This is a genomic window from Halalkalibacter kiskunsagensis (assembly GCF_037027555.1).
GTDB classification, from domain to species: Bacteria; Bacillota; Bacilli; order Bacillales; family Bacillaceae_D; genus Halalkalibacter; species Halalkalibacter kiskunsagensis.
Window position 1 is genome coordinate 62,653 of record NZ_JAXBLX010000008.1, and the last position, 26,709, is coordinate 89,361.

Genomic DNA, 26,709 nt, shown 5'->3' on the forward strand with positions numbered 1-26,709 from the left:
TCACGTCTTGCTTTTCCAGAAAGCTCAACAAATGTATCAATTAACTGTTATAAATCATGTTTCTCTGTACGAAATGCTTCACCTAACACTTTAGGAATCATCTTCAACTCCGCCAAAGAGAACGTAATAATGATAGCCGAAATAAGTCCACCTATTACGATAAGAATCGAGGCGATCTGAATAAAGAAAATAAATCCAGAAGGTCCTGAATTGGAAAAAACGGCCAGTAATAGGACAACAACACCTAAAATGATCCCGACAGGTGTCATAATATCAAATTTTTTCATAATCCTCTCCCTAAAGAGGGTTATTCTCAGGTAACAGATCAGACAAGGTTGACTCAAGACCTTAGGGTCCCTTCATGAGACAACCTCGTGAACTGTACCGATATTTTAAGCTTCCCTCTATTATTTCGTTGATTGTCTAAACTCTATACGGTGTGGGAGCACAACGATATGGTCACTCACTTCTTCTTTATTCATCAGTTTCGTTAGTAAGCGCATGGATACCGCACCAATATCATACATTGGTTGAACAACAGTCGACAGTGTAGGTCGTACCATTGTTGCAAGTCGTGTATTATCAAATCCTAACACTTCAAAATCATTCGGAATTGAATACCCTTGATCTTGTGCTCCATGAATAATCCCAAGTGCCATTTCATCCGTTGACGCAAAGATAGCTGTCGGTTTTTCTTCTAATTCTAAAAATGACGACATTGCCTCAATACCTGAGTCATAAGTGTAATCACCTATGACAACTAGTTGCTCATCAAACGTAAGACCTGCACCTTCTATTGCCTCCCTATACCCTAAGAACTTTTGATAGCCATTAACCGGATCATCTAATGTCCCTGACAGCATTCCAATACGATTGTGGCCCTTCTCGATTAATGTCGTAATAGCGTCATGAACAGCTTGTCTATAGTCAATATTCACTGAAGGAATTTCACTATTTGCATCAAGTGTAGCTGCTAATACAACAGGTACCGGAGAACGTTTAAACTGCTCTACATGTTCCTCTGTAATATGCCCTCCCATAAAAACAATTCCGTCGACCTGCTTTTCAAGAAGCGTATTTAAAAGGTGAATCTCTTTGTCTTGATTCTGATCAGAGTTACACAGGATAATATTGTACTTATACATTGTTGCAATGTCTTCAATCCCACGAGCTAACTCAGCAAAGAAAATACTCGATATATCAGGGATAATGACACCTACTGTCGTTGTTTTTTTGCTGGCTAGTCCTCTAGCAACAGCATTCGGACGATAACCCAACCTTTCAATGGCTTCTAGTACTTTCTTTCTTGTTGCTGGCTTAACATTAGGGTTTCCATTAACGACACGAGATACGGTCGCCATTGACACTCCTGCTTCTCTTGCTACATCATAAATTGTTGTATTCACTAGGATCCTCCTCTATTATTGAAAATGATTCTAATCGTTTTCATATTGTATTGTTATCATACGATACTATGAAGAGGTCCGCAATGTTCTACACTACTTATATCGACAACCTTTTGAATTTTTTCATAGTATTTTACTGGATAATTGCTGAAATCAACAAATTATCGGAAAAAAGAAAGGATCTATCCCCTAAAATGCGGGGACAGATCCTCATGAAACTTGATTATTAATTAGCCTTTATATAAACCTGAAGCTTGTAGATCATCAATGAATTTGTTAAATTGCGGAATATCCATTTGCTGAGCTGAATCAGATAAAGCTACCGCTGGATCTGGATGTACTTCAGCCATTACCGCATCGGCACCAATTGCTAGAGCTGCTTTTGCAGTAGGAAGCAATAAATCACGACGTCCCGTTGAGTGAGTCACATCAACTAACACTGGTAAGTGAGTTTCTTGTTTTAAAATTGGAACAGCTGAAATATCTAATGTGTTTCTAGTAGCTGTTTCGTATGTTCGAATTCCACGTTCACATAACATGAGGTTGTTGTTCCCTTTTGATACAACATACTCAGCTGCATGTATAAACTCTGCAATGGTTGCAGATAAACCTCGCTTTAATAAAACTGGTTTATCGAGTGCACCAGCAGCTTTTAGAAGTTCAAAGTTATGCATGTTACGAGCCCCAATTTGAATAACATCTAGATATTCGAGCGCAAGATCTAGATCAGAAGGGTTAACAATTTCACTGATGACAACCATATCTAATTCATCAGCAACCTTCTTTAAAATTTGTAACCCTTCAACACCTAAACCTTGGAAATCATAAGGAGATGTACGTGGTTTAAATGCTCCCCCGCGCAATAATCTAATCCCACGTTCTTTTAACGCTTTTGCAACTGTAAATACTTGCTCATAGCTCTCAACCGCACATGGTCCCATTACAAGGCGTTGAGTACCATCACCCATCATGACACCTTTAAGATCAACCACCGTATTATCTGGATGCTTTTTACGGGATACAAGTAATGCTTTGCTATTGTCTTCTTCTTGAAGCTCAAGGCTAGCTTTGAAGATTTGTTTAAATAAATGTTGCAATGTTGATGTTTCGAACGGTCCTTTGTTATGTTCAGCAATATGATCAAGCATACTACGCTCTCTAACTGGATCGAATCTATTTACCCCTTGCGTGCTTTTCACTTTTCCAATTTCTTGCACAAGACGAGCGCGCTCATTGATTACTTCAAGAAGCTTAAGGTTCACCTCGTCTAATTCTGATCTCAACACATCTAATTTATCATTACTCACTATTCTCCACTCCCTTTTTACTTGCTTCTTTTTAGTTAAGATTCATTATAAATGAAAATTCTGAGAATGTCACTACTTTTTTCTTTATCGCTTTTAAGCTTTTAAGCTTTTAAGCTTTTAAGCTTTTAAGCGTTAAAGTATTTGTGGAATTATCTTACTTATTAATTTTTTCCTAGTAAAATACAACTATGAAGGTGTGATAATATTTACGCATAAGGGAAACATAAAGAGTCTGTCCCACGACCTAGAGGGGACAGACTCTTTAAAATATAATAGAAAAGTGAAGATTAACTTTAATGACTTTTAGCTTTTTCCAATTCAACTTTCGCTTGAATATCATCCACTTCTTGTTTAACGGTTTCTACAATTTCTTCTCCAGACTCTTGAGCCTCACCAGCTAAATCTTCTACGATCTCTTCTGCTGATTCTTGAGTATCTTCAGCTTCGGCTTTTAAGTTTGAAGTTGCCTCTTTAACTTTATCAACAACTTGTGCCGATTGATCTGAAACGACCTTCGCAATAGATGTTGATTTCTCTTTTGCGTAAGTTGCCCATTCATTTCCTTTATCATAAGCCGTTGACGTAAATTGATTTGTCTTATCACGTGCCACTTGTGCTTGTTCATTAAGATCACTACGAAGTTCTTTACCTGACTTAGGAGCTAAAAACAGTGCTGCAGAAGCCCCAACAATTCCCCCAATTAATGATCCAATGATAAAATCCTTTGTGTTCATACTATTCTTATCGCTCATAGCCTTTCTCCTCCTTCGATTCGTTTGAACTTTGATCTTTTTTCTGTTTAAATTTTGAATATAAATCAATTGCAACATTGCCCCATTGTACGGCCTTTGCAATTTGATCTGACTGCTTAACAACTTGAGTTGAGACCGTATTGGACACATGTCTTAATGATTTATTGACTTGCCCAACAGAATCACCTAATTCTTTAACTGATGAAAATACGGTATTTAATGATTCCGATTTCTCTTGAAGATCATCAGCTAAGCGATTCGTACGGTGTAAGAGTTCTTCTGTCTCTTTTGTAATTCCATGTACTTGTTGCTCAAGACCTGCCATTGTATTGGCTACATGCTCTAGTGTACGATTAGCAGACTTTAATGTGCGTACTAAATATATAACTAACACTGCAAAAGCAACTGCAGCTACTAATGCACTTATGTACAACAAACTTTCCATTTCTGGTCTTCACCCCCTTTAATCAACCAGTATACAATCTGAATACCCATTATAACGATTTCTTAAACCATGTATATAAACTAATTCGAGAAAACATCTTCATATCCTGCTTCTTTTCTCACATACTGTTAAGTTTTATTCTTATCGTATACAATAAGATTGTGAACGTTGAAGGAGGAATAGTAAATGAGAGATCCAAGAATTCAAACACTTGCAAAAAATTTAATAACATATTCGGTTGAATTAAAACAAGGAGAAAAAGTTCTAATAGAAAATTTCGGACTGCAACGAGAGCTTGTTACAGCACTTGTCCAGGAAGCGTACAACGCAGGAGGGTATCCTTTTGTATTATTAAAAGATCATCAAGTGGATCGTTCTTTACTAATGGGCGCCCAAGAAAATCAACTTTCAATGATGGCTTCTTTTGAAACTCAAGTCATGAGTGAAATGGATGCATATATCGGTTTACGTGCTGGCGATAATATTTCAGAACTAGCTGATGTGCCAAGTGACAAAATAGCTCTACATGGAAAAACAGTTGGAACAAAGGTACACCGAGAAATTCGTGTACCGAAAACAAAATGGGTTGTCTTACGTTATCCGAGCTCATCTATGGCTCAACTCGCTAATACGAGTACTGAAGCATTCGAAGACTTTTACTTTAACGTATGTAATTTAGACTACCGAAAAATGGATCAAGCTATGGATTCACTTGTCGCGTTGTTAGACCGGACGGACAAAATCCAGTTAAAAGGACCCGGAACTGACTTAACCTTCTCTATCAAGGATATCCCTTCAGTCAAATGTGCAGGGAAACGAAACATCCCAGACGGTGAAGTGTATACGGCTCCTGTTCGTGAATCTATTAATGGAACGATTACATATAACACCCCGTCTCCATATCAAGGCTTCACATTCGATAATATATCTTTTACATTTGAAAATGGAAAAATTGTCAAAGCAACCGCAAACGATAACGAGAGAATTAATAAAATCCTAGATACAGATGTTGGTGCTAGATATATTGGAGAATTTGCCATTGGAGTTAATCCATATATTCAACACCCGATGAAGGACATCCTCTTTGATGAGAAAATTGATGGAAGCTTTCACTTTACACCAGGCCAATGCTATGAGGAAGCATCAAATGGAAACGATTCAAGCATTCACTGGGATATTGTCATGATTCAACGTCCTGAGTATGGTGGGGGCGAAATTTATTTTGATGAGGTCCTAATTCGAAAAGATGGTCGCTTCATTCCTCCAGAACTAGAGTCATTAAATCCTGAGAATTTAAAATAAACGAGCGGAGCTGCTGCCTTATTTTAAGCCTTTTATGAGCGGGTTGCTCATAAAAGGCGCGCAGCTTGCGGAGCCATTGCCGCTATTTATATGTCTTTTGACCAGCCCCTTTGAAATAAACGAGTAGAACAACAAAAAAAGACAACCATGGTTGTCTTTTTTTGTTGTTCTACAATGTTTGTTCATATGCTTGTTGAAACTTTTGAATGTCTCCAGCTCCCATAAATAATAGGACACTATCTTCATGATTTTTCAAAACAGCAATGGCTTCCTCTGTAATAACTTTTGCTTTTGGAATTAAGTCTTGAAGATCAGCAATTGTTAATGACCCTGCATTCTCTCTAGCGGACCCAAAAATATCACACAAATAAACATAATCTGCTTTTTTAAGTGACTCTGCAAATTCTTTTAAGAATGTTTTCGTTCTTGTAAATGTATGAGGTTGAAATATCGCAACAACATTTAAATCTGGATATTTTTGCTTTGTCGCTTCAATTGTCGCAGCAATCTCTGTAGGATGATGGGCATAATCATCAATTAACACTTGCTTTTCAATCGTTTTTTCCGTAAAGCGGCGTTTGACCCCTTTAAACGTTTTTAAATGCTCCGCAACCACTTCAGCAGACACGTTTTCATAATGACAAAGTGCAATAACTGCAAGAGCATTTAAGACATTGTGTCTTCCATATCCAGGAATGGTAAAGGAACCGTATAAACTATTACGTACAAATACATCAAATTGAGTACCCTCATTAGTTGTTTCAACATTTCTCGCTTGAAAGTCATTATCCTCAGCAAAACCATAATAAACGACTGGAACATTGGCATGAATTTCTTGCAAATGCTCATCATCACCACAAGCAACAATTGCCTTCTTTACTTGCATGGCCATTTCTTGAAAAGCTGAGAAAACATCTTGAACATCTTTGAAGTAATCAGGATGATCAAAATCTACATTTGTCATAATACAATAATCAGGCTTGTAGTTTAAGAAATGACGACGATATTCACATGCTTCAAACACAAAATACGTTGAATCCTCTTCTCCTTTTCCAGTACCGTCACCAATTAAATACGATGTAGGAAAAGCAGAACCTAGCACATGAGATAACAAACCAGTTGTTGACGTTTTTCCGTGTGAACCTGTTACAGCTACACTCGTAAATTTTTGAATAAACTCCCCTAGAAATGTTGGATATTTCTTTACATCGAGCCCTAATTCATGCGCTCGTTGGACTTCTTCATGATCATCCCCATAGGCAGCTGATACAATGACTTGCTGATCACTTTTAATATTGTTTCTTTCAAATGGTAATAAAGTAATGCCCTTTTGTTCAAGCGGTCGCTGTGTGAAAAATTGTTTCTCCACATCAGATCCTTGAACCTGTTTTTTCATATCATGTAATACTTGAGCCAGAGCACTCATTCCTGACCCTTTTATTCCGATAAAATGGAAATTTGTCATAGTTGGACCTCCAAAATTCACATGGTTTTCTTGCGTCCAATGAGTCAATATCATTACGTTAAAAAGTGAAAGACCGCATGTATATTTATACGTGAATCACATAATCGTTCAAAGCGATATCAAGTAATTCCTCAGCGTTTCCAACTTCCGTTTCATAAAAAACTGCCCTAAAGAGGCATTGACCCATTATATCAGAAAACGACGCTTTCACCAATTAAGCCGTTCTTCTGTCTCACCCAATAGTATATGACATAACATTGAGAAAAGACCTACTGAAGCCAGTAGGTCTTCATGTTAATCTACTATTTGCAACCTAGGGTTATCACGAAAGCGTCGCCCAGCTTTCGCTTCATGGTTGCCATTTAACAGGACGTTATCTCCAGTAAACCCAATGTTTAATTTCAATAAACTTCCCCCAACCCCATAGATATCTACAGGGACACCTGCTTCTTCATATTCTCTTATACGTTTATCGTTAAAACCACCTGTTGCTATAATTTTAACATGATTAAATCCTTCTTGATCCAACGCTTCACGTAGCGCAAAGAGTAAGGATGGATTTGCTCCCCTTGGATCAAACGAACCCATGATCTCTGGTTTCCGACAAAAAAACTGATCAACCATTGTCCTAGATGTATCTACACGAACACCCATTAAGTCAGATCCAAATTCACGAGCTACTTTCAAAGAGTCAGTAATAACATCATTGTTATAATCAACTAGGGCCATAAGATCGTCTTCAGGGTACGTTTCCTTATAAGCACGTGTTGCAGCTACAACATCACCTTGAAATAGTTGAATGAGCGCGTGTGGCATTGTCCCCATTCCTTTTTTGCCCCACCACTCGTTCATCGCATGGGTCGCTTGTGCTTTTGAACCGCCAATAAATGCCGCATATCCGTCACCTGATTGTTGGGTGAAATGATCATCACGGTCACCCATAAAAATAATAGGCTTTTGAACACCAGACCATCTTGCTGCTTTTGCCACATTATACACATTCGTAGCAACAGATGTACGTCTAGCAAAAACGCCATCAATTAACCCTTCTAAATAACCAAAATCCTCATATTTTCCTGTTATGGTTAAGACCGTTTCAAACGGTTTAATTTTATCGCCGTCTTCTAACGATCTTATTTCGAGATTGCTTGAGTCTCGAGCAAACGTGCGAATTAACGCAATAACCTCATCCGTACCACATAAAACTGCATGTTCTTTTTGGAAAAATTGCATTGTTACTATATTGTTTGGTCGATACTTCTCAACGATCTCTTTTGTTTTCAGAAAATAAACGGCAGAGAACCATCCCTCTTCAACACGTTCATCAAATTTAAATGTTTCGTTCGTTAAACGTTTAATTTCTCCATTTAATTTCCGTGTAATTTCCTTCATCCATCTAAACTCCTTGTGTCGAACCCTTCAATAGTAGAATAGGCAAAGTTTTTATCTTTTTATCATATAGAACCTTTCACTTGAAAACAAGGTAAATTATGAATGATGAAAATTACCCTTCTTTATGATAGAGAATTTCTTCAATAGAAATTTCATCAACAAGTACGTGCCGTGGCTTACTTCCCATCGCTTGAGAGACAATTCCACGATCTTCCATCATATCAATTAATCTAGCTGCTCGGTTATAGCCTACTCTAAACTTTCTTTGCAAACTTGAAGCTGATGCTGAGCCTTGGTCAATTACATAATAACAAGCTTCTTCAAAATGTTCATCATCAACTTCTTCATGAGCAACTGATTTTAGCTGGTCTGTTTGTAATAAATATTCAGGTTCTCTTTGCTTTTTCACATAGGCAACAACATCTTCAATCTCCTCATCAGATACAAATGTACCTTGAACACGTACAGGCTTTGGAGTGCCATTTTCATGGAATAACATATCACCCTTACCTAACAATCTCTCCGCTCCACCCATATCTAAAATCGTTCTAGAATCGGTTTGTGATGACACAGAAAATGCAATTCTCGTTGGAATATTTGCTTTAATTAATCCTGTAATAACATCTACTGAGGGACGCTGCGTAGCTAATAGTAAATGAATTCCACAAGCTCTTGCTTTTTGAGCAATTCGACAGATTGAATCCTCTACTTCTTGTGGTGAAACCATCATTAAGTCAGCTAACTCATCGATCACAACTAAAATGTATGGAAGTTCAGGTTTTTCTGATGACTCTGAATAAATTTCATTGTATCGACCAACATCGCGACACCCTTTTTGACTAAACAACTCATATCTTCTTTCCATTTCAAGAACGACCCATTTAAGTGCAGCTGTTGCTTGTTTCGCATCTGTTATTACAGGTGTAACTAGATGCGGAAGTCCATTATAAGGGGCTAACTCTACCATCTTAGGATCAATCAACATTAACTTTACAACATCAGGACTTGCTTTAAACAGAAGACTAATCAAAACAGAATTGATGCAAACACTTTTACCAGATCCTGTTGCTCCAGCTACGAGTCCATGAGGCATTTTCTGTAAATCAGTTACAATTGGTTGTCCGGAAATATCGAGGCCAAGTGCAACCGTTAAAGGTGACGTTGAACGAACAAATGTACCACGACGCAAAATTTCACGTAAAAAAACAGGAGTAGATTCTCTATTAGGCACTTCTATACCAATGGTGTTTTTCCCAGGTATAGGAGCTTCAATACGTATGTCTTTTGCAGCTAATGCGAGTTTCATATCATCGGATAGACCCGTTATTTTCGTCACCTTCACCCCTCGTCCTGGTTGAACTTCAAATCGAGTGACAGAAGGTCCCTTTGTGACATGAACGACTTTCGCATCAACATGGAAACTTTGTAATGTTTCTTCTAAAATAGCACCTTGTTCATCCAACCAATCCGTTTCATCCTTTTCTTGTAATGCAGGATAATTCAATAACTGAATATTCGGAAACGAATAAGTTGAGCTTTTTTGTATCGGTGCTGATTGAAGTTGCTTTTTCTGAGCTTTGTCTTGAGGAAGCATCATTACATTAAAAGGAACAGCAGGTTTACTCGTTTTCTTTTGTTCTGTAGTAGGTTGAATCGATATTGCCGACTCTTTATTATGTTCAATAGATTGAGAGTGTTTAGAGGCATTAGGTCCTTTTTCTTTTCCTCTCTCCTTCCTACTCTCAAGTTCTTCGTTTTTCAATGTTTCTTCCGCTAGCTCGTATACTTCCTCTTCTTCTGATTCTTCTGTGTATTCAAGTACTTCCTCTTCTCCTGTTGCTTCCGCATGTTCATGTATTTCCTCTTCTACTGTTTCTTCTGTGTATTCAAGTACTTCCTCTTCTCCTGTTTCTTCCGCGTGTTCACGTACTTTCTCTTCTTCTATTGCTTCCGCATGTTCATGTATTTCCTCTTCTACTATTTCTTCTGTGTATTCAAGTACTTCCTCTTCTTCTGTTGGTTCCGCGTGTTCACGTACTTTCTCTTCTTCTGTTTCATTACCTATTTCTTGCAAATCTTGTTTGTCTAAAGTCAAAGCTTCTTCTAGTATAGCAGGTACATTGAACGATTTTACCTCTTTATAGCTAGCCTCTCCTTCAATCGAATGAATCGGTTGGACTTCAAGTGTATTTATTGGATCTTCGGGTTTAGAGATTAGGCCAGTCTGTTCTCCGAAAAGGAGATCGCTTTTCTTAGATAACCGTTTGGTACCACTGGTTTGTTCCTCAAAGACTTCTAATCCATTTTTCTGGATTGGAGGTTTACTACTTTTTGGTCTCTCTTCCTCTCTCTTTTCAAAAGGGAGAATCGATAAATTGTCACCCAATTTGCTTTTGGCTGTTTCTCTCTCTCTAAATCCATAAACAGGGGAAGGGATAGCCGTTAATTTAAAATCGGAGTTTGAAAATCTCGGCTTAGAAACAGGCGTCTCATGGTTGACTTTCTTACTACTGATGTCTTTTTTCTTGCTATCAGACTTAATAACTACTTTTTTCCCTTGAGCTTGAAACTTTTGATTGTCTTTATGCCGCTTAGGTGCATCTTCAATCACTGGAAATCGAAATTTTCCATTTTTCGGATAATGATAAACAACTCGAGATTGACTTTCCTGTTTTTTTGTTGAAATTGATTCGTATCTAGGTGTTTCTATCTTTCGATTTTGTACTACTTGTGTTTCCTCGCTATACTCTCCACCAAAAAATTGTTGAAGTCTCTTCATCCAGCGATTCAGTGTCCCCATTTATACCACTCTCTTTCTCTCATTTTCTTTCCAAACGTAATGAGGGAAAGAGGTTGACTTAAAAACCAGTAGACCGACTCAGAAGCTTGTCTATGAGTCAACCCCTTTCCTATACCTCACATATATCACAATCACTAAATATGATTGCTTGTCTATAAATGGGATAGAAATGTTGGTTTTAAGTCAACCTCTTTCTTCATGTTTATTTGAACGTTGCACAAACCTCATAAGAGTCATCGAGTACTAGTTTCATTATCAAATATATGAGCAAGATCGCTTATCTTTTCGTCCCGTCGTTTAAAGTCAATGTCCTTTATTTTTAAGAGTAACGTCTCACCAACTCTTTCATTATTGTATAACACATTCATTGTTACAGTCTCCTTTTATCACTCTCTTTTACTCTTTTTATTGTACCATAATGAAACTTTGTATGGCGGGTCTTAAAAAGGTTGTTTGAAAAAGGGACCATTGTCCCTTTTTCAAATTAGAACAACCTATTACAGAAGTTATTTAGGTTTTCTTTGGGCCAAAATAAAAGTCGGTTCTAATTCACCATTGTCATATAAAAATGGAAGTGCTGTCACAGGAACACGTCCCTCTCCAAAGAATTGGAGAGCAAGTTGTGCTAAAACATCATACCCTCGTTCATTAACGATATCAGCAAATATCAGAACATCTTGGTGAGGAACGGCAACAGCTAATTGCCCCGTTGCTTGCTTTTCCATCTTTTCTAACAAAGATTGGTCTAAAATTCGACTTGCATCAAACCCATCTTTTGCCCGTAAGAAAAAGAACCTATTTCCTGCAACTGTATCCTCTTTTAATGGTTGCGGTAACGATCGTACATTAAACAGTGCTATTTCGCGAATTTTTTCCTCTGTAAATGCCGTACCTTCTAACATCGTTTCTTGAATCAATGTATACGACTCACCTAAGTCAATTACATAATAAACACGCGTTTCAGCAGTGTGCTCATCGAATAATAAAGCATTGCCTTCTTTTGTTTCTGTTGGAAAAGACGTAGCACGTATCACAGGGTAAATTCGTTTTTCATTCCCTGTAAGATTTGGCTGATTTTTCATTGCTTCTAGTCCTACTTCGACATACCGAACAACCTCATCAATGGATCCAAACTCTTTTCGTTCCCATTTTGCAAGAAGTGGTTTAAGTGACAGAGTAACCCCCTTTTTTATTTCATTGTCTTCTATACGTAAAGTAGATTCCTTATGATCATAGATAATGGTCCAACCATCCCTTGTAAGTCTTTGTTCAATCTCTTTGCGAAACTGTCTCATTTCCATAAAATGATCCTCTCCTTCAACTATCTATTCTAGCAGAAACAAAAACACGAACCAAATTAGAAAAACTGAGCTCACTACAATGCTTTTTAAGTCGACTATCCTCCCGCTGTTCTTTTAAAAAGAACAGCGCATTAGAAAAGTAATAATTATGTAACTGTTAAAGAGAAGAGATCGCAACGTCAAGAGGAAGACATTTTCGGTTCGTTCTAGATAGAAAAAGCCACCCAACTAAATTGAGTGACCATCCTTCAGGTTAAATATGAGCTTCTGCCTTACTTAAAAAAGCTTCAATTTCCTCTTGAGACTTGCGATCCTTGCTAACGAAACGCTCAACTTCTTGTCCATTCACATAGGCAAGAAAGCTTGGAATACCAAAAATGTCAAGCTCTGCACATAAATCAATAAACTGATCACGGTCAAGATAATAAAAAGAAAAACTAGGAAAATCAGCTTCAATTCTTGGTAAAACTGGTTCAATTATTTTACAATCCGGGCACCAATCCGCTGAAAACATAAAGACCGCAGACTCTTTGCTTGCTAGTTCCTTAAATTGTTCAATACTTTGAATTTTTTCCATTTGAACACTCTCCCTAAAAATAAAATTATCCTTGCTCAATCTTCATATCACCAAATCGAATGGTTCCTCGTTTCCTCATCCATTCTGAGATGGCTAAACTAATAATCGCAGGAGCTACAAAATACAACAAAACAACTGCAATTAATACACTACTTGAAAACCCCATATGTGTAAATGTCATAATCGGGCCAACTAGCCCACTTGTCCCCATCCCTGCACCTGCTGGATTATTTGTCATTCCAAAACCAACAGTCGCAATTGGAGCAAGTAGCGCACCGGCTAGAGTTGGCGGGATAAGAATGTATGGGTTCTTCACAATATTTGGAACCTGTAACATCGAAGTCCCAATACCTAAAGAAACGAGACCAGACCATCCATTTTCACGGTAACTGCTAACAGCAAAACCAACCATTTGTGCCGCACAACCAACCGTTGCAGCACCAGCTGCAACCCCTTCAAGCTCAAGCATTATTGCTAGTGCAGCACTTGAAATTGGAGCAGTTAGGGCTACTCCCATTAACGTAGCAACGATAATACCCATTATAAACGGTTGTTGCTCCGTCCCCCACATAATAAGTGCACCAAATTGTTGCATACCTGCTTGGATCCATGGGCCAATTAAAGAGGCTGAGAAAAATCCTGTCAAGATCGTCACTAAGGGGGTAAGAATTATATCGAGTTTTGTTTCACCTGACACAAGCTTGCCTATTTCGGTAGAGATGACAGCAGCAACAAAAGCACCAGCTGGTCCACCCAGACTAGCTCCAGCTGCCCCGCTAATAATAGCAGAAAAGACGACAAGTTTTGGAGCCTTTAAACCATAGGCTACTGCTACTCCAATGGCAGGACCCATCAAACTCATGGCCAAACTACCGATCTCTTCAAACCAAGCTCCTAAGCTCTCAACACCTAAATGAACGACTTGTTCACCAACCGTTCTAATAATTAAGCCGATTATTAGTGAAGCAAATAACCCCAATGCCATATGGCTTAATGCCGTAATAAAATAAGTGCGCCACGAAAGATTAATACCCTTTTTTTCAAAAAATCCTTTCACCTATACCACTTCCCTACGCTCTATTTAGGACGATAGGAATGAACAATTTCTGTCATAGCCCCTATATTGTCCTCTAGGTCTTTATAAGTTGTAAGAGTAGACAGTTTTGCCCCACCAATTGTCGTGATTACAAATAATCGACCGTCTTCCTCCTCTGATACGATTAAATATGCTAACTGCTTATTAGATTCAATTAATTCATATAGCAATGCGCCACCAGCATACTCCATATCACGTTGTAAATGGATGTTACTCGTAGGGAGTTCCGTCGGTGAATGAAACAAAAGAAATAATTGGTCTCGACTTTGTATTTGTACATTGTAATCTAGTTCTTCTAATACTTCAAAACCACGAGGCAAATAAAGTTCTAGCATAGTTAATTCTGTATTCGAATCTTGCTGTTCTTTTTCAACACCCGTTTTAAATGCTTGATAACCTAGTTCTAAAGCCTCTTCGTTGGTTACTGTACAACCGGTCACAAGCAACAATAAATAGAGCGCTGTTCCTACTTGCCAAACTTTCATAGTCAAACGGTACACTCCTTTTTTCCTTATCATACACAATTCTACCTAATAATACCCTCAAGGTTAGCGGCTGACAAGACAACATTCATCAGTTCCTGTTACAATAGAGAAAAGTAAAGGAGTGACGTTTGATGGAATTAACCGTTTATTTAGCAGGAGAAATACATAATCCTTGGCGTGAAGAGCTACGAACCCAAGCAATAAAATGGAATCTTCCACTTACTTTCACTGGTCCAATGGAAGACCATGACCGCTCAGATCTAATTGGAGAAAAAATACTTGGAAAACAACCAACGACTGTATTAAGAGATGAAACTGCATCTTCAATCAATAATTTACGAACACAAATCTTGTTATCCAAATCAGATGTTGTCATTGCTTATTTTGGTGATCAATACAAGCAATGGAATAGTGCAATGGATGCAGCTACTGCCATTACATTAAACAAACCAGTTATTCTTATTCGTGATGAAAAACTCCATCATGCATTAAAGGAACTCGCAAACAAAGCACAACTAGTCGTTGAAACCCCTGAACAAGCATTAAAAGCATTAGCATATATTTTTGAATAACAAATTACTTACTACTTTGCTCTTACTAAAGAAAGAGGATGATTCAAAGGTTTTCCCCATTGAATCATCCTCTTTCTTAACAATTATTCCGTATGTTCTGCTAACTTAAATAGCCCAATTGCCATGCTAATGCTTAGTAAATAAATCCCCCCCGTGAAAACAAGCACAGCTGAAATAGCAGCACCTGACATTCTCATCACTCCTTCTCACATCTTATTTTACTCCCACTTTTATTTTAATAAGAAGTTGTAAATAAAATTGCGATGAATTGTGTCAATCTTTTTACATTTTAAGGGAATTGATACGATAAACACTATTGTTATCTGTTTAATGCTGAATATGGTTCTTCGTTGACAAATATTGTCCGTATAGCAATTTTACTATGTGAGAAAACAGTTCTTTTCTACTAACCCAGTCAGCCGTAAAAAATCCAATCGCTCCTTCTTTCTTTCGTGTATGTACATCTCCTGTTATATCTGTCATAACGTCACCAAGTTCTTCTCCTTCTCTCAACCTTTGTGCCACTTGTAAGGGCAATGGGAATTTTGCACCGCTAGCAATCCATTCTCCTCCACCAGCGTGAACTAGTACTCCCCAGTTACAAAGAAGTAATCCAGACTTTGTTTCTTGCACTCCACCTTCTAGTCCAAATGATAGGGTGGCCCCAGTCGTAATTAACGCTGAATTAGCACGCGTTCTGGCACCTTCCAATGTTTCTTCATCTGAAAATGGCTGTGGTGAAACGCCTGAATCCACTTTGACACTTTCTATAGTATGCCTTTCACGGATTAACGTATCTTGGACCGCATGCACTTTCGCTGGATTTTTTGTCCCAATTGCTACTAACATTATATTTACCTCCTTTTGAACAAAACAAGGTTGACTACAAGGATAAGCTCCAATGATGTCAACCTCACGTTTTAATGACGTATTTAATTTCCTAGCCAATAAACAATGAAAAAAATCAATGGCAACTTTAATACTTCGCAACGATTAAGCTCATTGCTTCAAGATTGATTGAATAGTACTGTGGTTTGTTGATTTTACTAATTTTACAATTAATTCTTTCGCCGCTGCGTAATCATCAATATGCACAATTGAAGCCGCTGTGTGAATATAGCGCGAGCAAATTCCTACTACTGCTGATGGAACACCGTCTCCTGACATATGTACTCGGCCTGCATCAGTACCACCTTGAGAAATAAAATATTGGTAAGGAATATCGTTCGAGTCAGCTGTGTCTAGTATAAATTCCTTCATTCCGCGGTGGGTGATCATCGAGCGGTCATAGATACGAAGTAATGCACCTTTTCCAAGTTGTCCAAACGCATCCTTCCCACCCGTTGCATCATTCGCCGGGCTCGCATCAAGTGCAAAAAAGATATCTGGATTAATCATATTCGCTGCAGTTTGAGCTCCACGAAGTCCAACTTCTTCTTGAACAGTTGCACCTGTATACAAGATGTTTGGAATATCTTCATCGTGCAACTCTTTCAATAGTTCAATGGAAAGACCGACTCCGTATCGATTATCCCAAGCCTTTGCTAAAATTTTCTTACTATTAGCCATTGGCGTGAATGGACAGATAGGAACAATTTGTTGGCCTGGTTTAATACCAATCTTGTCTGCATCTTCTTTATCGTCTGCACCAATATCAATATACATTTGCTTAATATCCATTGGCTTCCTTCGCTGCGTTTCTTCTAGTAAATGTGGTGGTGTTGATCCAATCACACCAATTACAGGACCATTAACCGTCATAATTTGCACACGTTGCGCAAGAAGAACTTGGCTCCACCAACCGCCTAACGTTTGAAAGCGAATAAGCCCATTTTTCGTTATTGATGTTACCATGAACCCAACTTCATCCATATGACCAGCTACCATAACTTTTGGACCATTTTCTACTCCTCGTTTAACACCAAAAACACTTCCTAATCGGTCTTGAACAATCTCATCGGTATACTTCTCAAGCTCTGAACGAACAAACTTGCGGACATTATGTTCAAACCCTGGAGCTCCTTGAAGCTCAGTTAATGTTTTAAAAAGTTGTAAAGTATCGTTATTCACATTCTAAACTCCTTTCGACTCCCGAATAGTTATGTATCATATTTATTTTAGCCCAAACCTTAAATGTTTTCCACCGCAGCCTTTATTTCATTTGTTAATGAACTAAAGATTGAAACCGTTATTAATTATTGGATATACTACAGAAGTGAGAATATTTCTATGGCGCGAAAGGATGGTAAATAATGATAAAACGTTTTGTTGCCGGGTTAGGAATTGGATTAGCGGCTGGGTATCTCCTCGGTCCAACCTTAAAGTGTGATAAGATTTCTCCTGAAAAAGCACTAAAAGAAGTAAAGAAAGTAGTTTCTAGGAAGTACGCCATATCTGGTTCATGGATTCATATGATTCCAGAAACAATCGAGCGTAACAATATCTCCTATACGGTTTACCGTGGTGGTCTATCGACAACTACTGAAGAAGGTACAAAGCAATATGAATTCTTTGTCGACACCAAGTCAGGTACATTACTTGATCTACTAGCATCTTAAGTTAATCTTAAGTTAATCTTAAGTTAATCTTAAATGCATAGCCTCTACATTTCTGCGCGCCAGTAATGAGTCAATACTCAACACTGGCGCGCAGAGACTGTAACTTTCATATGCTTTACTTATTGTACTTTGATGGAGCACGTTCAACAAAGTCAACAATACTACCTTGATTGTTCCATTTAATCGCCCGATATTTATAGTCATGATAAAACAAATAAATCGCATCTTTTTGCTTTGCGTACTCTTGCCACTTTTGTTTTTCGTTGATCGATGTTATAGGATAATCATCATATGCAAGCACCCACAATGGATTCGTATGTGCATGTGTCGGCATAATATCAGCTAAATGAACAAATGTTTCTCCCTCATGATGTAACACGATAATAGAATGACCTTGACTATGCCCTCCTGTGTGGATAAGGTGTAGCCCGGGAATCACTTCCTTTTCCTTCTTAAACGTTTTTACTTGATGTTGTATAGCCTTCCAATTCTTTTCCCAATATGTATTCTTTGAACGAATATTTGGTTCGCGCACCTCCGCCCATTCTACATCTGATGCGTAGATAATTGCATTCTCAAACACAGGCATATCTTTCTCCTGCACTTCTTTGACAAGCCCTGCCGCGTGATCAAAATGAAAATGAGTCATGATCACAATATCAATATCATCTGTTGTTAAGTTTAATGTAGCTAAATCTTTTTCAATGGAGGATTCTTCTAACACACCATAGTTGCGTTTTTGCTTATCATCAAGACGTCCATTCCCAATTCCTGTTTCCACCAAAATACGATAGCCATCCTTTTCAATAAGCATGGGATCTGTCCTAAGTTCGATTTGATTTCTTTCATTATGAGGATACTTTTTACTCCATAACGGCTTTGGAACTACCCCAAACATCGCCCCACCATCCATATGAGTGACTCCACCGTTTAACCATGTAATTGTAAGACCTTTGCGTTCTAAACGTTCCACGATAACCCTCCTTCTATTTTCGAATTTACTAATTACACTATTCTATACTCCGCCGACTGAATCCTGTTGACATGAGAAAAAGGACAACTATGAACAGTCATCCTTTTTGTATTACGACTTGAACCTTGCTTCACAGCGATAAATCCGCATCCCCTTACGAGAAAATTTCTGTTCATATTCAGTCATTACATTACCTTCCATATTGCTAGAATGCAAATCTAAACTGACATTCTGTAAACTCATTCCATAGCCAGAAAAACTTTCTAGCGAATATTCGAACAACCCCTGATTATCTGTTTTCAAGTGGATTTCTCCACCTTTTATTAATAACTGCTCATATAAAGTAAGAAAACCTTTATACGTAAGACGGCGTTTCTCATGTCGGTTTTTTGGCCATGGATCAGTGAAGTTGATAAAAAAACGATGAATTTCACCTAGAGCAAAAAACTCCAAAATATTTGCAACATCTTCATTAAGGAATTTCACATTTGTTTGACTGGACTCTTTCGCCCGATTCATTGCTGTGATCAAGACGCTTTCGTACTTTTCAATTCCGATAAAATTAACGTCTGGATGAAGCATACTCATCCCCATTAAAAATTGACCCTTCCCAGTTCCTACTTCAACATAAATAGGATTATCATTACCAAATATTTCATTCCATTTCCCCTTGCATTGCTTAGGGTCTTGAATAATAATATCTGGATTTTGACTTAATTCTTCTTTTGCCCGTGGCTTATTACGCAAACGCAAATCAATCACCTCAACTAAAAATTTTCTCGCTTATCCGTTATTCACTTCTATGTAGAATAGCTTTACCTGTTCTCGTACAAAATAGGCATTAGGAATATACATTTAAGGAGTGCTCACCCTATGCCTATTTCAAACCATGACAAATTGCAATTACTAAAAGATCTATTGCAGAATCAAGCCGCTGAAAACTACATGACAACGGACGAAGCCGCGCAAATTGAACGACTCTTATCCACGCTTTCAGATGATCCAACTTTGCAACCAGTTATTCAACAAACTCTTGGTTTAATGCAGGAGAAACATCAACTTAATCACGAACCATTTCAACAAAACGATGTCGAACAATGGCTTAACGCTCTATCTCTCGAATAATTCGACAGCATTTCATATTATTCCTCAGGAAATATCGTCTTTTTTTGAGGAAATGTTTTTCTGACTATTTCTCATATAACTAATTCTTCATGATGATACATGTATTTCTTTGGTTGAATCGTTTAAGCAATAAAAAAAACCAAAAGACTCACCTTTGAATGCTTTACTGGTGAGTCTTACTCCTGAAGAAGGCTTGTTATATAGTCTTTTAATTGTTCAACCTGTTCGAACTGATTCCGACCATAATGCCAAAGCAATACTGATATAGATTGGGAAACAACATACCAATGCATACGTTCACGTAAAGACGTATCAAGAACTTGCCCATATTGCGCAAGCCAAGCTTCCCATTCAAGTTCAGGAATATAGGAATAAAGAAGTAAACCAAGATCTAGTGCGGGATCTGATACAGTTGCACCATCCCAGTCTATTAAATAGAGGTGTTCATCTTCATCAAGCATCCAGTTATTATGATTGATATCACAATGGCAGACCACAAAGTGCTCGTGCAGAACAGTTTCTAATTGTTCAAGTAAATATGCCATTCCATCTTCAATCGCTTCATCTTCTATTTGATAAGTTTGTAATTGCCTACGTAAATTTTCAACAATTACATAAGGAGTTAATGGCTCGTTTCCGATCCGCTTAAACATATCAAGCAATTCACTTGATCTATGTATTTTAGCAAGTAAACAAGCTACACGACTCTCTTTCATTTCAGAAGCCTTTAATTCTCTTCCTTGAATGCATTTTTGAGCTGTTACTACATCACCATTCTCTAAGCGCCTAGTCCAGAGTAACTTTGGAACAATTCCTTCTGCTGAAAGGACAGCAAGAAAAGGAGAAGAATTCCGCTTCAAAAAAACTATTTGTTCACCTTGCTGGGCTATGTATGCTTCACCTGTTGCACCTCCAGCTGGTTGAACCTTCCAGCCGTCTCCTAAAAATTGTTCCACCAAATTCACCCTCAATTTCATAACTATCCATCTCTTTTACAAAGAATAGTAATAGTATACCTTATTTAAAGACAATTACATATGTTTTTAGAAAAACATGGCTACCATCAGATTATTCAAGTGGACAGGAATCTATTTTCAACTTTCTCCAACCAAAAACTCATATTCCTGAGGTAGCCTTCGTTTACTTTCCCGAGAATATAAAAGTAATTCTTATCTTATCCTCATCAGTCAAACATAATTCACACAGACAAATGTAGAAATCGGTGAAACTAACGCACAGTCTTCACCTATTTTGCTTAATGGTATCAGAGATGCTACTCGATCGTCAACGACTACGTACCAGTTATTGATTTTTGGTAGGACCACGCGTTTATAATCCAAGCTTGCATTATGAATGACGATGATATCTTGCCAACGATCAATTCCCTGTAAGTTTCGTAAGTGGTAAGCGATACAGTTTGATTCAACTAATAACAAATGGAAATGTTCTTTAATTGTCTTATAGGAATCCATCCTAAACGCTGGGTGCGCTCTACGCAACTTAATTAAACCTCTTGTATAGGACACTGTGTCCTCAAAGTAAGAGCGTTGTTCCCAGCAAAATTGATTAACCCAATCAGGCTGGTTATAGCTATTTTCAATTCCATGCTTTGTTCGAAACCATTCTTGCCCAGCATGTAAAAAAGGTATTCCTTGTGAAAGCAAAACAATTGATGTAGCAAGTTTATGTCTCTTTTGAAGTTTTTGACGATCTTCCCTTGGATGAATTTGCTTTAATTTGTCCCAAAGAGTGTGATTATCATGAGCCTCCACATAGTTAATTGCTTGACGAGGTTTTGTAAATAACTCCATACTTCCTTTTACTCCACTCACAATTTCATCTATTGAAAAGATATCACCACTGATAAAACCAGGCGAACTAGATTCGAATGTGCTACCTTTCATTCCATCACGAAATTTGTCCTGAAAAAAGGAAATATCAGATAAAGACCGAGCATTATCAGTTATGGCACGCTGTTCTTGAGGATACGATGTTGGAAGATCCCATCCCTCTCCTAACAAAAAAACATCTTTTTTCACTTTCGCAACTGCTTCCGTCACTTGCTTCATTGTTTCAAGGTCTAAAATTCCCATTAAATCAAATCGGAAACCATCAATTTTAAATTCCTCTAACCAGTAAGTAATGGCATCAACAATCATTTTTCTAGCCATTTTCCGCTCTGAAGCAAAATCATTCCCGACACCAGTTCCATTACTAACTACCTTGTCTGCTGTGTAGCGAAAATAATAGCCTGGCACTATTAATTCTAACGGTGACTTCTCACGGATATAAATATGGTTAAACACAACATCCATAATCACTCTTAACTGTTTTTGATGAAGACTTGCTATTAATGATTTTAACTCACGAATTCGTGAATACCCGTTGTAAGGATCACTTGCATAGCTACCTTCGGGAACAAAGAAATGAGTCGTATCGTATCCCCAATTGTACTTTTCTGCGTTGGCTCTATCACTTTCATCGACGCTTCCATATTCTTGTACTGGCAATAATTCTACATGGGTAATACCTAACCTTTCTAAATAATCTATTCCTGTCACTCGTTGGTCTAAATCGCATGTTCCTTCTTCTGTTAAACCTATATACTGACCTTTGTGCATAATTCCATTATTACGACCAATTGTAAAATCTCTAATATGCAGCTCATAAATAATAACATCATTTTTCGATTGCAGAGGGGTTAATATAGGCCAATCAGCTACATCTGTTTTTTTACGGTCTCCTACCATTGCTTTTTGTCCATTCACCCCTAAAAACTTCGCATATGGATCAACAACCTTACGCCATTCTTGATTCACATACACTTCAAAAAGGTACCAGTTCCCTTCCTTATCACCGAATAATTCTGTTCTCCAAACTCCTTTTTCATCTCTAAAACAAGCGTGAATCTCTCCTTTTTCCTCATACCATTTCGAAAAAATTAACACATTAACTTTTGTGGCAGTTGGAGCCCAAATAGCAAAGGATGTAAGTTCAGGCGAATATACAACCCCTAAATCATTGCCTGAATAGTAAAAGAGTTGATCAAAGGCCTCAGTTCTGACAACCTCTGTTACTTGGATGTAACAAACTTCATCGTCATGTACAACGTAATTCTCTTCATTAAATAAGTACGGTTCGGTTAAACGTAATTCAACGACCTGCCCATTTGTAAAAGTAAACACTAGTGGATATTTACCGGTACGATTTGAAATAAACCAGTTGTTATCATCAAAATCATGAGAACTTTCTATAGCAACACGTAACGTGTCAACGTTTACAAGTTCAGCTGACTGTAATCGACAATTGACAAATGAGCCCTTCTTTTGCTTCAATGATGACAGCCCCTTTCCTTTTACCTTTGGTATAGTAATTGTTGTAAACAAATATTATCAATAACATGCTGTCATAACTTATGAGTTGTAACATCGACATCGAGGATGTGTCACTTTAATCGCTAGTTGCTGCTTTCTTTTTCAAAACAATTTGTAGTATCATTGTATAACATTATGAGCATGATCACGAAACCATTCGTCTACACAACGTATCAGCTTATGATTTTTTATAGGAGAAGCATTGATTGAATTTGGAGGAACTTACATGAATCACAACACTAACACACGAGCACGATTGTTAATTTCTTGTCTTGATCAACCTGGCATAGTATCTGCGGTATCAACATTCTTACATCAATACAAAGCGAATATTGTTCAGTCTGATCAATACTCTACGGACCCATCTGGCGGAATGTTTTTTATGAGAATCGAATTTGACTTATTTGAAGATGGATATGAGTTTTCACTCATTCGTACAGCTTTTACAGACGTCGCTAAATCATTTAATATGGATTGGAGAATGGAACTAGCTTCTCGCAGAAAAAAAATGGCAATTTTCGTTTCAAAAGAAGATCATTGCTTATTTGAATTACTTTGGAAATGGAGAGCAAAAGAAATCGACGTAGAGATTCCCCTAGTCATTAGTAATCATCCGAATTTAAAAGAACAGGTAGAAGCTTACGGTCTTACATTTATTCATATACCTGTTACGAAGTCTACAAAAAAGGAAGCAGAGCAAAAAGCCGTTGAATTACTCCATGAACACAATATCGACTTTATTGTCCTAGCAAGATATATGCAAATACTCTCACCTGACTTTGTTGGAACATTTCCAAAACGAATCATTAATATTCATCACTCATTCTTACCCGCATTTATTGGAGCCAACCCCTATGCAAAAGCTTTTGAACGCGGTGTAAAGTTAATAGGAGCAACAGCTCATTATGTAACAAATGATTTAGATGAGGGGCCGATTATTGAACAGGACATTCTACGCGTAAACCATAGGTATACAACAGAACAGTTAAAAGTAGCTGGTCGAAACGTTGAACGTATTGCCTTAGCTCGTGCTGTAACATGGCATATTAATGATCAAATTATTGTCCATGGAAATAAAACAGTTGTCTTTTAGGAAAGTTCAAAGCTCTACGCATTGACTACAGACCTGCACTTAAAAAAGTCTGCTATACAGGGTAGATTTTACCTTCATAGCAGGCTTTTTTTATTTGGGTGCTATCCCTATTATTTTTTGATTTGTCTATGCTAACTTTCACTCTATCCTTTTAACTTCTTTAATTCTCGATTTATGTATTCAAATTCTTCCATTTGCATTGGAGGATCAAGATAGATAAGATGGGCACCGTCACGAATATCAGGTAATTGCTGTTGTCCGTGAGTGCGGATCCAAAGGTGTAACGACTCTTTTAGTCCAACTTTTGCTTCTCGCATTGTTTCTCCAAAACTCTCGCATCCATCTAATTGATGCAATTCAATCAAAAATTCAAATCCGCCCCGCCAATTGTAGACTTTCCGAACTCTCCAACTAAACTGTTCGGGCTTATACTCTTCATAAAATGGTCTATTTTCTGTGGTCAATCTACCTCTCCTTCCTTCTCTTATTTCATGCGTGTCTTATTTTTGGCGCACTGGCTATTATAATGATTTTATTAGATGAATTCAAACTTAAAAAAATTAATCTTCTCTAACTAATTGATTTCGTTTAGTAGAGGTTGTATTACAATACTCAAATAATAAAGAAATGACCCTCATCTGTTGGCTCTTAATAGGGGAAGAGTGATTTTTTACTCGATCATGCCAAGTAGCAAAGTTCCTTCGATCAATTAGTTCAACCCTTGCTCCTTTTATTTTATTATCAATAATGCCTGTAGGACAAAGAACAACATTTCGAATTGGAAAGTCCATATTCGCTTCCTTTAAAATAGGATTTACTACTCCTGTCATCCGAGACAAGGACATGAGAGGACTTATTCTTTTTATTCTAGTTTTATTTATAAATTCCGTCCAAAATCTGTCTGAGCTTGCTTCAAAGACTGTGTTTTTGTCGGTTTAAGTCTTCAAGTTTAATCAAATGAGCCGGTTTAAGCCCTCTATTAGTAGGTTTCTCATCGAGAGCGCGTGAACATCTATTTTAGATGTTCAAAAAAAACAAAACAATAATTGGTCCTACTACCGAGACTATTATAGCACTAAGTGTCATAGCAATTGAACTTGCAGCCCCTTCTTTTTCACTGTTCTCTAATGCTTTAGCTGTACCAATCGCATGGGCAGCACTTCCCGTTCCAATGCCTTTTGCAAGCTCTTCTTCGATTTTACAACATCTAAATACATAAGGAGCCAGTACCACCCCTCCAACTCCTGCTACCATAACAAGAACGGCCGCTAAAGGAGGAATCCCGCCAATCGTATTGGCAATATCCATTGCTACAGGGGTTGTTACTGATTTAGGAACGAGTGAGGAAATTAGTTCTTGTTCCAGTCCTCCCCATTTCGCAAGCAGGATTCCACTTAGAATTCCGACGACAGCTCCTGTACCAACACTTACGATAATTGCTACAAAGTTTCTTTTTAACAGATTAAGTTGACGGTACAAAGGATAAGCGAGCGCTACGACAGCTGGCCCTAACAGGTACTCTAACCACTTCCCACCACTGTAATACGTATCATAAGGAATTTGAAAAACAAGTAATATTATTATGATAATAATGGTTGCTATGAGTAAAGGAAGAGTAAATGGAAACGGAAAACGTTGATATAATGTTCTCGCAGCTAAATATGTAATTACTGTTAGAAGAAAAAAAGCAATGCCAATTATAACAGTCATTTCTTATTAATCTCCTTTCTATTTACGAGTTTCTGTCCAAGAAAACCTGTAACAACCATCACGATAACTGTGCTTATGAGAGTTATAAAGATTAAGAGAATACCTCTGCCACTAAACACATTTAGAAATTGCAATATTCCAACCGTAACGGGTAAAAACAATAATGGCATATGTCGCAAAATAAAAGTAGAACCTTCTTCAATGTATCGAACTGGTATTATCTTTGTTGAAAGAGCAAGAAACAAAAGCAGCATCCCAATAATGCTGCCAGGTATTGCTAATTCTAATAGGTGCTGAATGAATACTCCAACAGAATAAAACAATGACAAAAGTGCAATATGAAAAAACAAAATCATAATTTTTTTCATATTGATTCCCTACCTAATTGAAATGACATTTCTACTTTGTACTTTGGTTCCTCCGTCATTACACTCTTATAAAGTATAACTTCATTGACATTCCATCGCTGAATTTCTTCTATACTTTTTTCGAAATTATTGGAATACGTAGTTTGTCCTACCCACTTTCTAGCTAATGTAATATGTGGCGAGAAACCCCTTTTATCAAGTGAAAAACCAATCTCTTCGCACTGTTCAAAAATCTCTTGTCGTAGTGAATCTAATAGAGGTTGATTCTTTATTCCTATCCAAAAGATTCTTGGTCTTTCTTTTGGACCAAACGTACCTAAAGTTGATAATTCTAGTGAGAAAGAAGACCACTTAAAAAGCAAGGACTCCAATCTCATTTTGATTTGTTCTAACTGTTCCTGTGTACAAGCTCCAAGAAAGACGAGTGTTAAATGAAGATCATCTTTATGTACCCAACGTTTAAATGGAAATTCATTTTTCTTACGATATGTTTCATTTAGTTTTTGTTTGAGCAACTTGGGCAAAGGTACCGCTAGAAAATAATGAGATTGCACTACATCCCCATCCCTTCCACTTCAAATCAATCTTGCATGTTTCTATAGTAAACC

29 protein-coding genes are annotated in these 26,709 nt (G+C 37.6%); 5 read left to right on the forward strand and 24 right to left on the reverse strand.

Annotated features, from left to right (window positions below):
• Positions 1-47: 47 nt before the first annotated feature.
• The 5 genes from SLH51_RS06395 to SLH51_RS06415 all read right to left on the reverse strand — a co-directional run bounded on the left by SLH51_RS06395 (position 48) and on the right by SLH51_RS06415 (position 3,910).
• The gene (locus tag SLH51_RS06395) at positions 48-287 is read right to left on the reverse strand and encodes a MotA/TolQ/ExbB proton channel family protein (protein WP_335960019.1); all 240 of its coding nucleotides are present in this window, start codon (positions 285-287) and stop codon (positions 48-50) included.
• A 120-nt stretch (positions 288-407) separates the two neighbouring features.
• Positions 408-1,406 (reverse strand): catabolite control protein A, encoded by a 999-nt coding sequence (ccpA, locus tag SLH51_RS06400; RefSeq protein ID WP_335960020.1) that lies wholly within the window; start codon positions 1,404-1,406, stop codon positions 408-410.
• Between the two features lie 230 nt (positions 1,407-1,636).
• Complete coding sequence (locus tag SLH51_RS06405) at positions 1,637-2,713, reverse strand: bifunctional 3-deoxy-7-phosphoheptulonate synthase/chorismate mutase (protein WP_335960022.1); 1,077 nt, start codon at positions 2,711-2,713, stop codon at positions 1,637-1,639.
• A gap of 293 nt (positions 2,714-3,006) precedes the next feature.
• Positions 3,007-3,465 carry a YtxH domain-containing protein gene (locus tag SLH51_RS06410; RefSeq protein ID WP_335960024.1) on the reverse strand — a complete coding sequence of 153 codons (459 nt, stop codon included), beginning with the start codon at positions 3,463-3,465 and terminating at the stop codon, positions 3,007-3,009.
• Positions 3,455-3,910, reverse strand: coding sequence for a DUF948 domain-containing protein (locus SLH51_RS06415; RefSeq protein ID WP_335960025.1), 456 nt, complete (start codon positions 3,908-3,910; stop codon positions 3,455-3,457). The genes SLH51_RS06410 and SLH51_RS06415 overlap by 11 nt, the downstream gene beginning before the upstream one ends.
• 186 nt (positions 3,911-4,096) lie before the next feature.
• On the opposite strand from SLH51_RS06415, the gene SLH51_RS06420 reads away from it, so the two are divergent.
• Positions 4,097-5,212 (forward strand): aminopeptidase, encoded by a 1,116-nt coding sequence (locus SLH51_RS06420; protein WP_335960027.1) that lies wholly within the window; start codon positions 4,097-4,099, stop codon positions 5,210-5,212.
• Between the two features lie 169 nt (positions 5,213-5,381).
• On the opposite strand, the gene murC is transcribed toward SLH51_RS06420, so the two are convergent.
• The 8 genes from murC to SLH51_RS06460 form a co-directional block, all read right to left on the reverse strand.
• Complete coding sequence (gene murC, locus SLH51_RS06425) at positions 5,382-6,677, reverse strand: UDP-N-acetylmuramate--L-alanine ligase (protein ID WP_335960028.1); 1,296 nt, start codon at positions 6,675-6,677, stop codon at positions 5,382-5,384.
• Between the two features lie 294 nt (positions 6,678-6,971).
• Positions 6,972-8,069 carry a nicotinate phosphoribosyltransferase gene (locus SLH51_RS06430; RefSeq protein ID WP_335960030.1) on the reverse strand — a complete coding sequence of 366 codons (1,098 nt, stop codon included), beginning with the start codon at positions 8,067-8,069 and terminating at the stop codon, positions 6,972-6,974.
• 112 nt (positions 8,070-8,181) lie between these two features.
• Positions 8,182-10,869: a DNA translocase FtsK gene (locus SLH51_RS06435; protein ID WP_335960031.1), complete on the reverse strand. Its 2,688-nt coding sequence runs from the start codon at positions 10,867-10,869 to the stop codon at positions 8,182-8,184.
• 233 nt (positions 10,870-11,102) lie between these two features.
• Positions 11,103-11,237 carry a hypothetical protein gene (locus SLH51_RS06440; RefSeq protein WP_335960032.1) on the reverse strand — a complete coding sequence of 45 codons (135 nt, stop codon included), beginning with the start codon at positions 11,235-11,237 and terminating at the stop codon, positions 11,103-11,105.
• 138 nt (positions 11,238-11,375) lie between these two features.
• Positions 11,376-12,170, reverse strand: coding sequence for a DUF1444 domain-containing protein (locus SLH51_RS06445; RefSeq protein WP_335960033.1), 795 nt, complete (start codon positions 12,168-12,170; stop codon positions 11,376-11,378).
• 253 nt (positions 12,171-12,423) lie between these two features.
• On the reverse strand, positions 12,424-12,747 hold the full coding sequence (locus SLH51_RS06450; protein WP_335960035.1) for a thioredoxin family protein: 324 nt from the start codon (positions 12,745-12,747) through the stop codon (positions 12,424-12,426).
• A gap of 25 nt (positions 12,748-12,772) precedes the next feature.
• A complete protein-coding gene (locus SLH51_RS06455) occupies positions 12,773-13,804 on the reverse strand; it encodes a PTS sugar transporter subunit IIC (protein WP_335960036.1) in 1,032 nt (343 codons plus the stop codon).
• Positions 13,805-13,824: 20 nt separating this feature from the next.
• A complete protein-coding gene (locus tag SLH51_RS06460; RefSeq protein WP_335960038.1) occupies positions 13,825-14,334 on the reverse strand; it encodes a hypothetical protein in 510 nt (169 codons plus the stop codon).
• A 125-nt stretch (positions 14,335-14,459) separates the two neighbouring features.
• On the opposite strand from SLH51_RS06460, the gene SLH51_RS06465 reads away from it, so the two are divergent.
• Complete coding sequence (locus SLH51_RS06465) at positions 14,460-14,900, forward strand: YtoQ family protein (protein WP_335960040.1); 441 nt, start codon at positions 14,460-14,462, stop codon at positions 14,898-14,900.
• A 327-nt stretch (positions 14,901-15,227) separates the two neighbouring features.
• Here the strand turns inward: SLH51_RS06465 and SLH51_RS06470 are convergent, their stop codons facing one another.
• Positions 15,228-15,749 carry a DUF84 family protein gene (locus tag SLH51_RS06470; RefSeq protein ID WP_335960042.1) on the reverse strand — a complete coding sequence of 174 codons (522 nt, stop codon included), beginning with the start codon at positions 15,747-15,749 and terminating at the stop codon, positions 15,228-15,230.
• 150 nt (positions 15,750-15,899) lie between these two features.
• On the reverse strand, positions 15,900-16,970 hold the full coding sequence (locus SLH51_RS06475) for a M42 family metallopeptidase (protein ID WP_335960044.1): 1,071 nt from the start codon (positions 16,968-16,970) through the stop codon (positions 15,900-15,902).
• 182 nt (positions 16,971-17,152) lie between these two features.
• Here SLH51_RS06475 and SLH51_RS06480 point away from each other — a divergent pair, with 182 nt between their 5' ends.
• Positions 17,153-17,458, forward strand: a complete 306-nt coding sequence (locus tag SLH51_RS06480) for a PepSY domain-containing protein (RefSeq protein WP_335960046.1) — start codon at positions 17,153-17,155, stop codon at positions 17,456-17,458.
• Between the two features lie 115 nt (positions 17,459-17,573).
• On the opposite strand, the gene SLH51_RS06485 is transcribed toward SLH51_RS06480, so the two are convergent.
• Both SLH51_RS06485 and trmB read right to left on the reverse strand, forming a co-directional pair.
• Positions 17,574-18,431, reverse strand: coding sequence for a YtnP family quorum-quenching lactonase (locus SLH51_RS06485; protein ID WP_335960048.1), 858 nt, complete (start codon positions 18,429-18,431; stop codon positions 17,574-17,576).
• Positions 18,432-18,542: 111 nt separating this feature from the next.
• The gene (gene trmB / locus SLH51_RS06490; protein WP_335960049.1) at positions 18,543-19,184 is read right to left on the reverse strand and encodes a tRNA (guanosine(46)-N7)-methyltransferase TrmB; all 642 of its coding nucleotides are present in this window, start codon (positions 19,182-19,184) and stop codon (positions 18,543-18,545) included.
• 120 nt (positions 19,185-19,304) lie between these two features.
• On the opposite strand from trmB, the gene SLH51_RS06495 reads away from it, so the two are divergent.
• Positions 19,305-19,556 (forward strand): YtzH-like family protein, encoded by a 252-nt coding sequence (locus tag SLH51_RS06495; RefSeq protein WP_335960050.1) that lies wholly within the window; start codon positions 19,305-19,307, stop codon positions 19,554-19,556.
• Between the two features lie 176 nt (positions 19,557-19,732).
• Here SLH51_RS06495 and SLH51_RS06500 read toward each other — a convergent pair whose 3' ends face one another.
• Entirely contained in the window at positions 19,733-20,512 is a 780-nt protein-coding gene (locus SLH51_RS06500) for a phosphotransferase family protein (protein WP_335960051.1), read from the reverse strand.
• 231 nt (positions 20,513-20,743) lie between these two features.
• The gene (gene pulA / locus SLH51_RS06505) at positions 20,744-22,891 is read right to left on the reverse strand and encodes a type I pullulanase (RefSeq protein WP_335960053.1); all 2,148 of its coding nucleotides are present in this window, start codon (positions 22,889-22,891) and stop codon (positions 20,744-20,746) included.
• Positions 22,892-23,156: 265 nt separating this feature from the next.
• Between pulA and purU the strand changes: the two genes are divergently transcribed.
• Positions 23,157-24,023 (forward strand): formyltetrahydrofolate deformylase, encoded by an 867-nt coding sequence (gene purU / locus SLH51_RS06510; RefSeq protein ID WP_335960055.1) that lies wholly within the window; start codon positions 23,157-23,159, stop codon positions 24,021-24,023.
• 143 nt (positions 24,024-24,166) lie between these two features.
• Here the strand turns inward: purU and SLH51_RS06515 are convergent, their stop codons facing one another.
• The 5 genes from SLH51_RS06515 to thpR all read right to left on the reverse strand — a co-directional run bounded on the left by SLH51_RS06515 (position 24,167) and on the right by thpR (position 26,655).
• Entirely contained in the window at positions 24,167-24,487 is a 321-nt protein-coding gene (locus tag SLH51_RS06515; RefSeq protein ID WP_335960056.1) for a type II toxin-antitoxin system HicB family antitoxin, read from the reverse strand.
• A gap of 96 nt (positions 24,488-24,583) precedes the next feature.
• Positions 24,584-24,814, reverse strand: coding sequence for a hypothetical protein (locus SLH51_RS06520; RefSeq protein ID WP_335960058.1), 231 nt, complete (start codon positions 24,812-24,814; stop codon positions 24,584-24,586).
• 226 nt (positions 24,815-25,040) lie between these two features.
• Positions 25,041-25,733, reverse strand: coding sequence for an LrgB family protein (locus tag SLH51_RS06525; RefSeq protein ID WP_335960059.1), 693 nt, complete (start codon positions 25,731-25,733; stop codon positions 25,041-25,043).
• Positions 25,730-26,101: a CidA/LrgA family protein gene (locus tag SLH51_RS06530; protein ID WP_335960060.1), complete on the reverse strand. Its 372-nt coding sequence runs from the start codon at positions 26,099-26,101 to the stop codon at positions 25,730-25,732. Before SLH51_RS06530 ends, SLH51_RS06525 begins: the two co-directional genes overlap by 4 nt.
• Positions 26,098-26,655: an RNA 2',3'-cyclic phosphodiesterase gene (gene thpR, locus SLH51_RS06535; RefSeq protein WP_335960062.1), complete on the reverse strand. Its 558-nt coding sequence runs from the start codon at positions 26,653-26,655 to the stop codon at positions 26,098-26,100. Before thpR ends, SLH51_RS06530 begins: the two co-directional genes overlap by 4 nt.
• Positions 26,656-26,709 lie beyond the last annotated feature (54 nt).

Excerpts from the sequence above, each read along its gene's own strand:
- SLH51_RS06420 (WP_335960027.1), top strand. The coding sequence starts at position 4,097 with ATGAGAGATCCAAGAATTCAAACACTTGCAAAAAATTTAATAACATAT.
- SLH51_RS06465 (WP_335960040.1), top strand. The coding sequence starts at position 14,460 with ATGGAATTAACCGTTTATTTAGCAGGAGAAATACATAATCCTTGGCGT.
- SLH51_RS06470 (WP_335960042.1), bottom strand. The coding sequence starts at position 15,749 with ATGTTAGTAGCAATTGGGACAAAAAATCCAGCGAAAGTGCATGCGGTC.
- SLH51_RS06435 (WP_335960031.1), bottom strand. The coding sequence starts at position 10,869 with ATGGGGACACTGAATCGCTGGATGAAGAGACTTCAACAATTTTTTGGT.
- SLH51_RS06430 (WP_335960030.1), bottom strand. The coding sequence starts at position 8,069 with ATGAAGGAAATTACACGGAAATTAAATGGAGAAATTAAACGTTTAACG.
- SLH51_RS06450 (WP_335960035.1), bottom strand. The coding sequence starts at position 12,747 with ATGGAAAAAATTCAAAGTATTGAACAATTTAAGGAACTAGCAAGCAAA.
- murC (WP_335960028.1), bottom strand. The coding sequence starts at position 6,677 with ATGACAAATTTCCATTTTATCGGAATAAAAGGGTCAGGAATGAGTGCT.
- SLH51_RS06415 (WP_335960025.1), bottom strand. The coding sequence starts at position 3,910 with ATGGAAAGTTTGTTGTACATAAGTGCATTAGTAGCTGCAGTTGCTTTT.
- SLH51_RS06395 (WP_335960019.1), bottom strand. The coding sequence starts at position 287 with ATGAAAAAATTTGATATTATGACACCTGTCGGGATCATTTTAGGTGTT.
- SLH51_RS06410 (WP_335960024.1), bottom strand. The coding sequence starts at position 3,465 with ATGAGCGATAAGAATAGTATGAACACAAAGGATTTTATCATTGGATCA.
- SLH51_RS06445 (WP_335960033.1), bottom strand. The coding sequence starts at position 12,170 with ATGGAAATGAGACAGTTTCGCAAAGAGATTGAACAAAGACTTACAAGG.
- SLH51_RS06440 (WP_335960032.1), bottom strand. The coding sequence starts at position 11,237 with ATGAATGTGTTATACAATAATGAAAGAGTTGGTGAGACGTTACTCTTA.
- SLH51_RS06525 (WP_335960059.1), bottom strand. The coding sequence starts at position 25,733 with ATGACTGTTATAATTGGCATTGCTTTTTTTCTTCTAACAGTAATTACA.
- SLH51_RS06495 (WP_335960050.1), top strand. The coding sequence starts at position 19,305 with ATGCCTATTTCAAACCATGACAAATTGCAATTACTAAAAGATCTATTG.
- purU (WP_335960055.1), top strand. The coding sequence starts at position 23,157 with ATGAATCACAACACTAACACACGAGCACGATTGTTAATTTCTTGTCTT.
- SLH51_RS06530 (WP_335960060.1), bottom strand. The coding sequence starts at position 26,101 with ATGAAAAAAATTATGATTTTGTTTTTTCATATTGCACTTTTGTCATTG.
- SLH51_RS06480 (WP_335960046.1), top strand. The coding sequence starts at position 17,153 with ATGATAAAACGTTTTGTTGCCGGGTTAGGAATTGGATTAGCGGCTGGG.
- SLH51_RS06520 (WP_335960058.1), bottom strand. The coding sequence starts at position 24,814 with ATGGACTTTCCAATTCGAAATGTTGTTCTTTGTCCTACAGGCATTATT.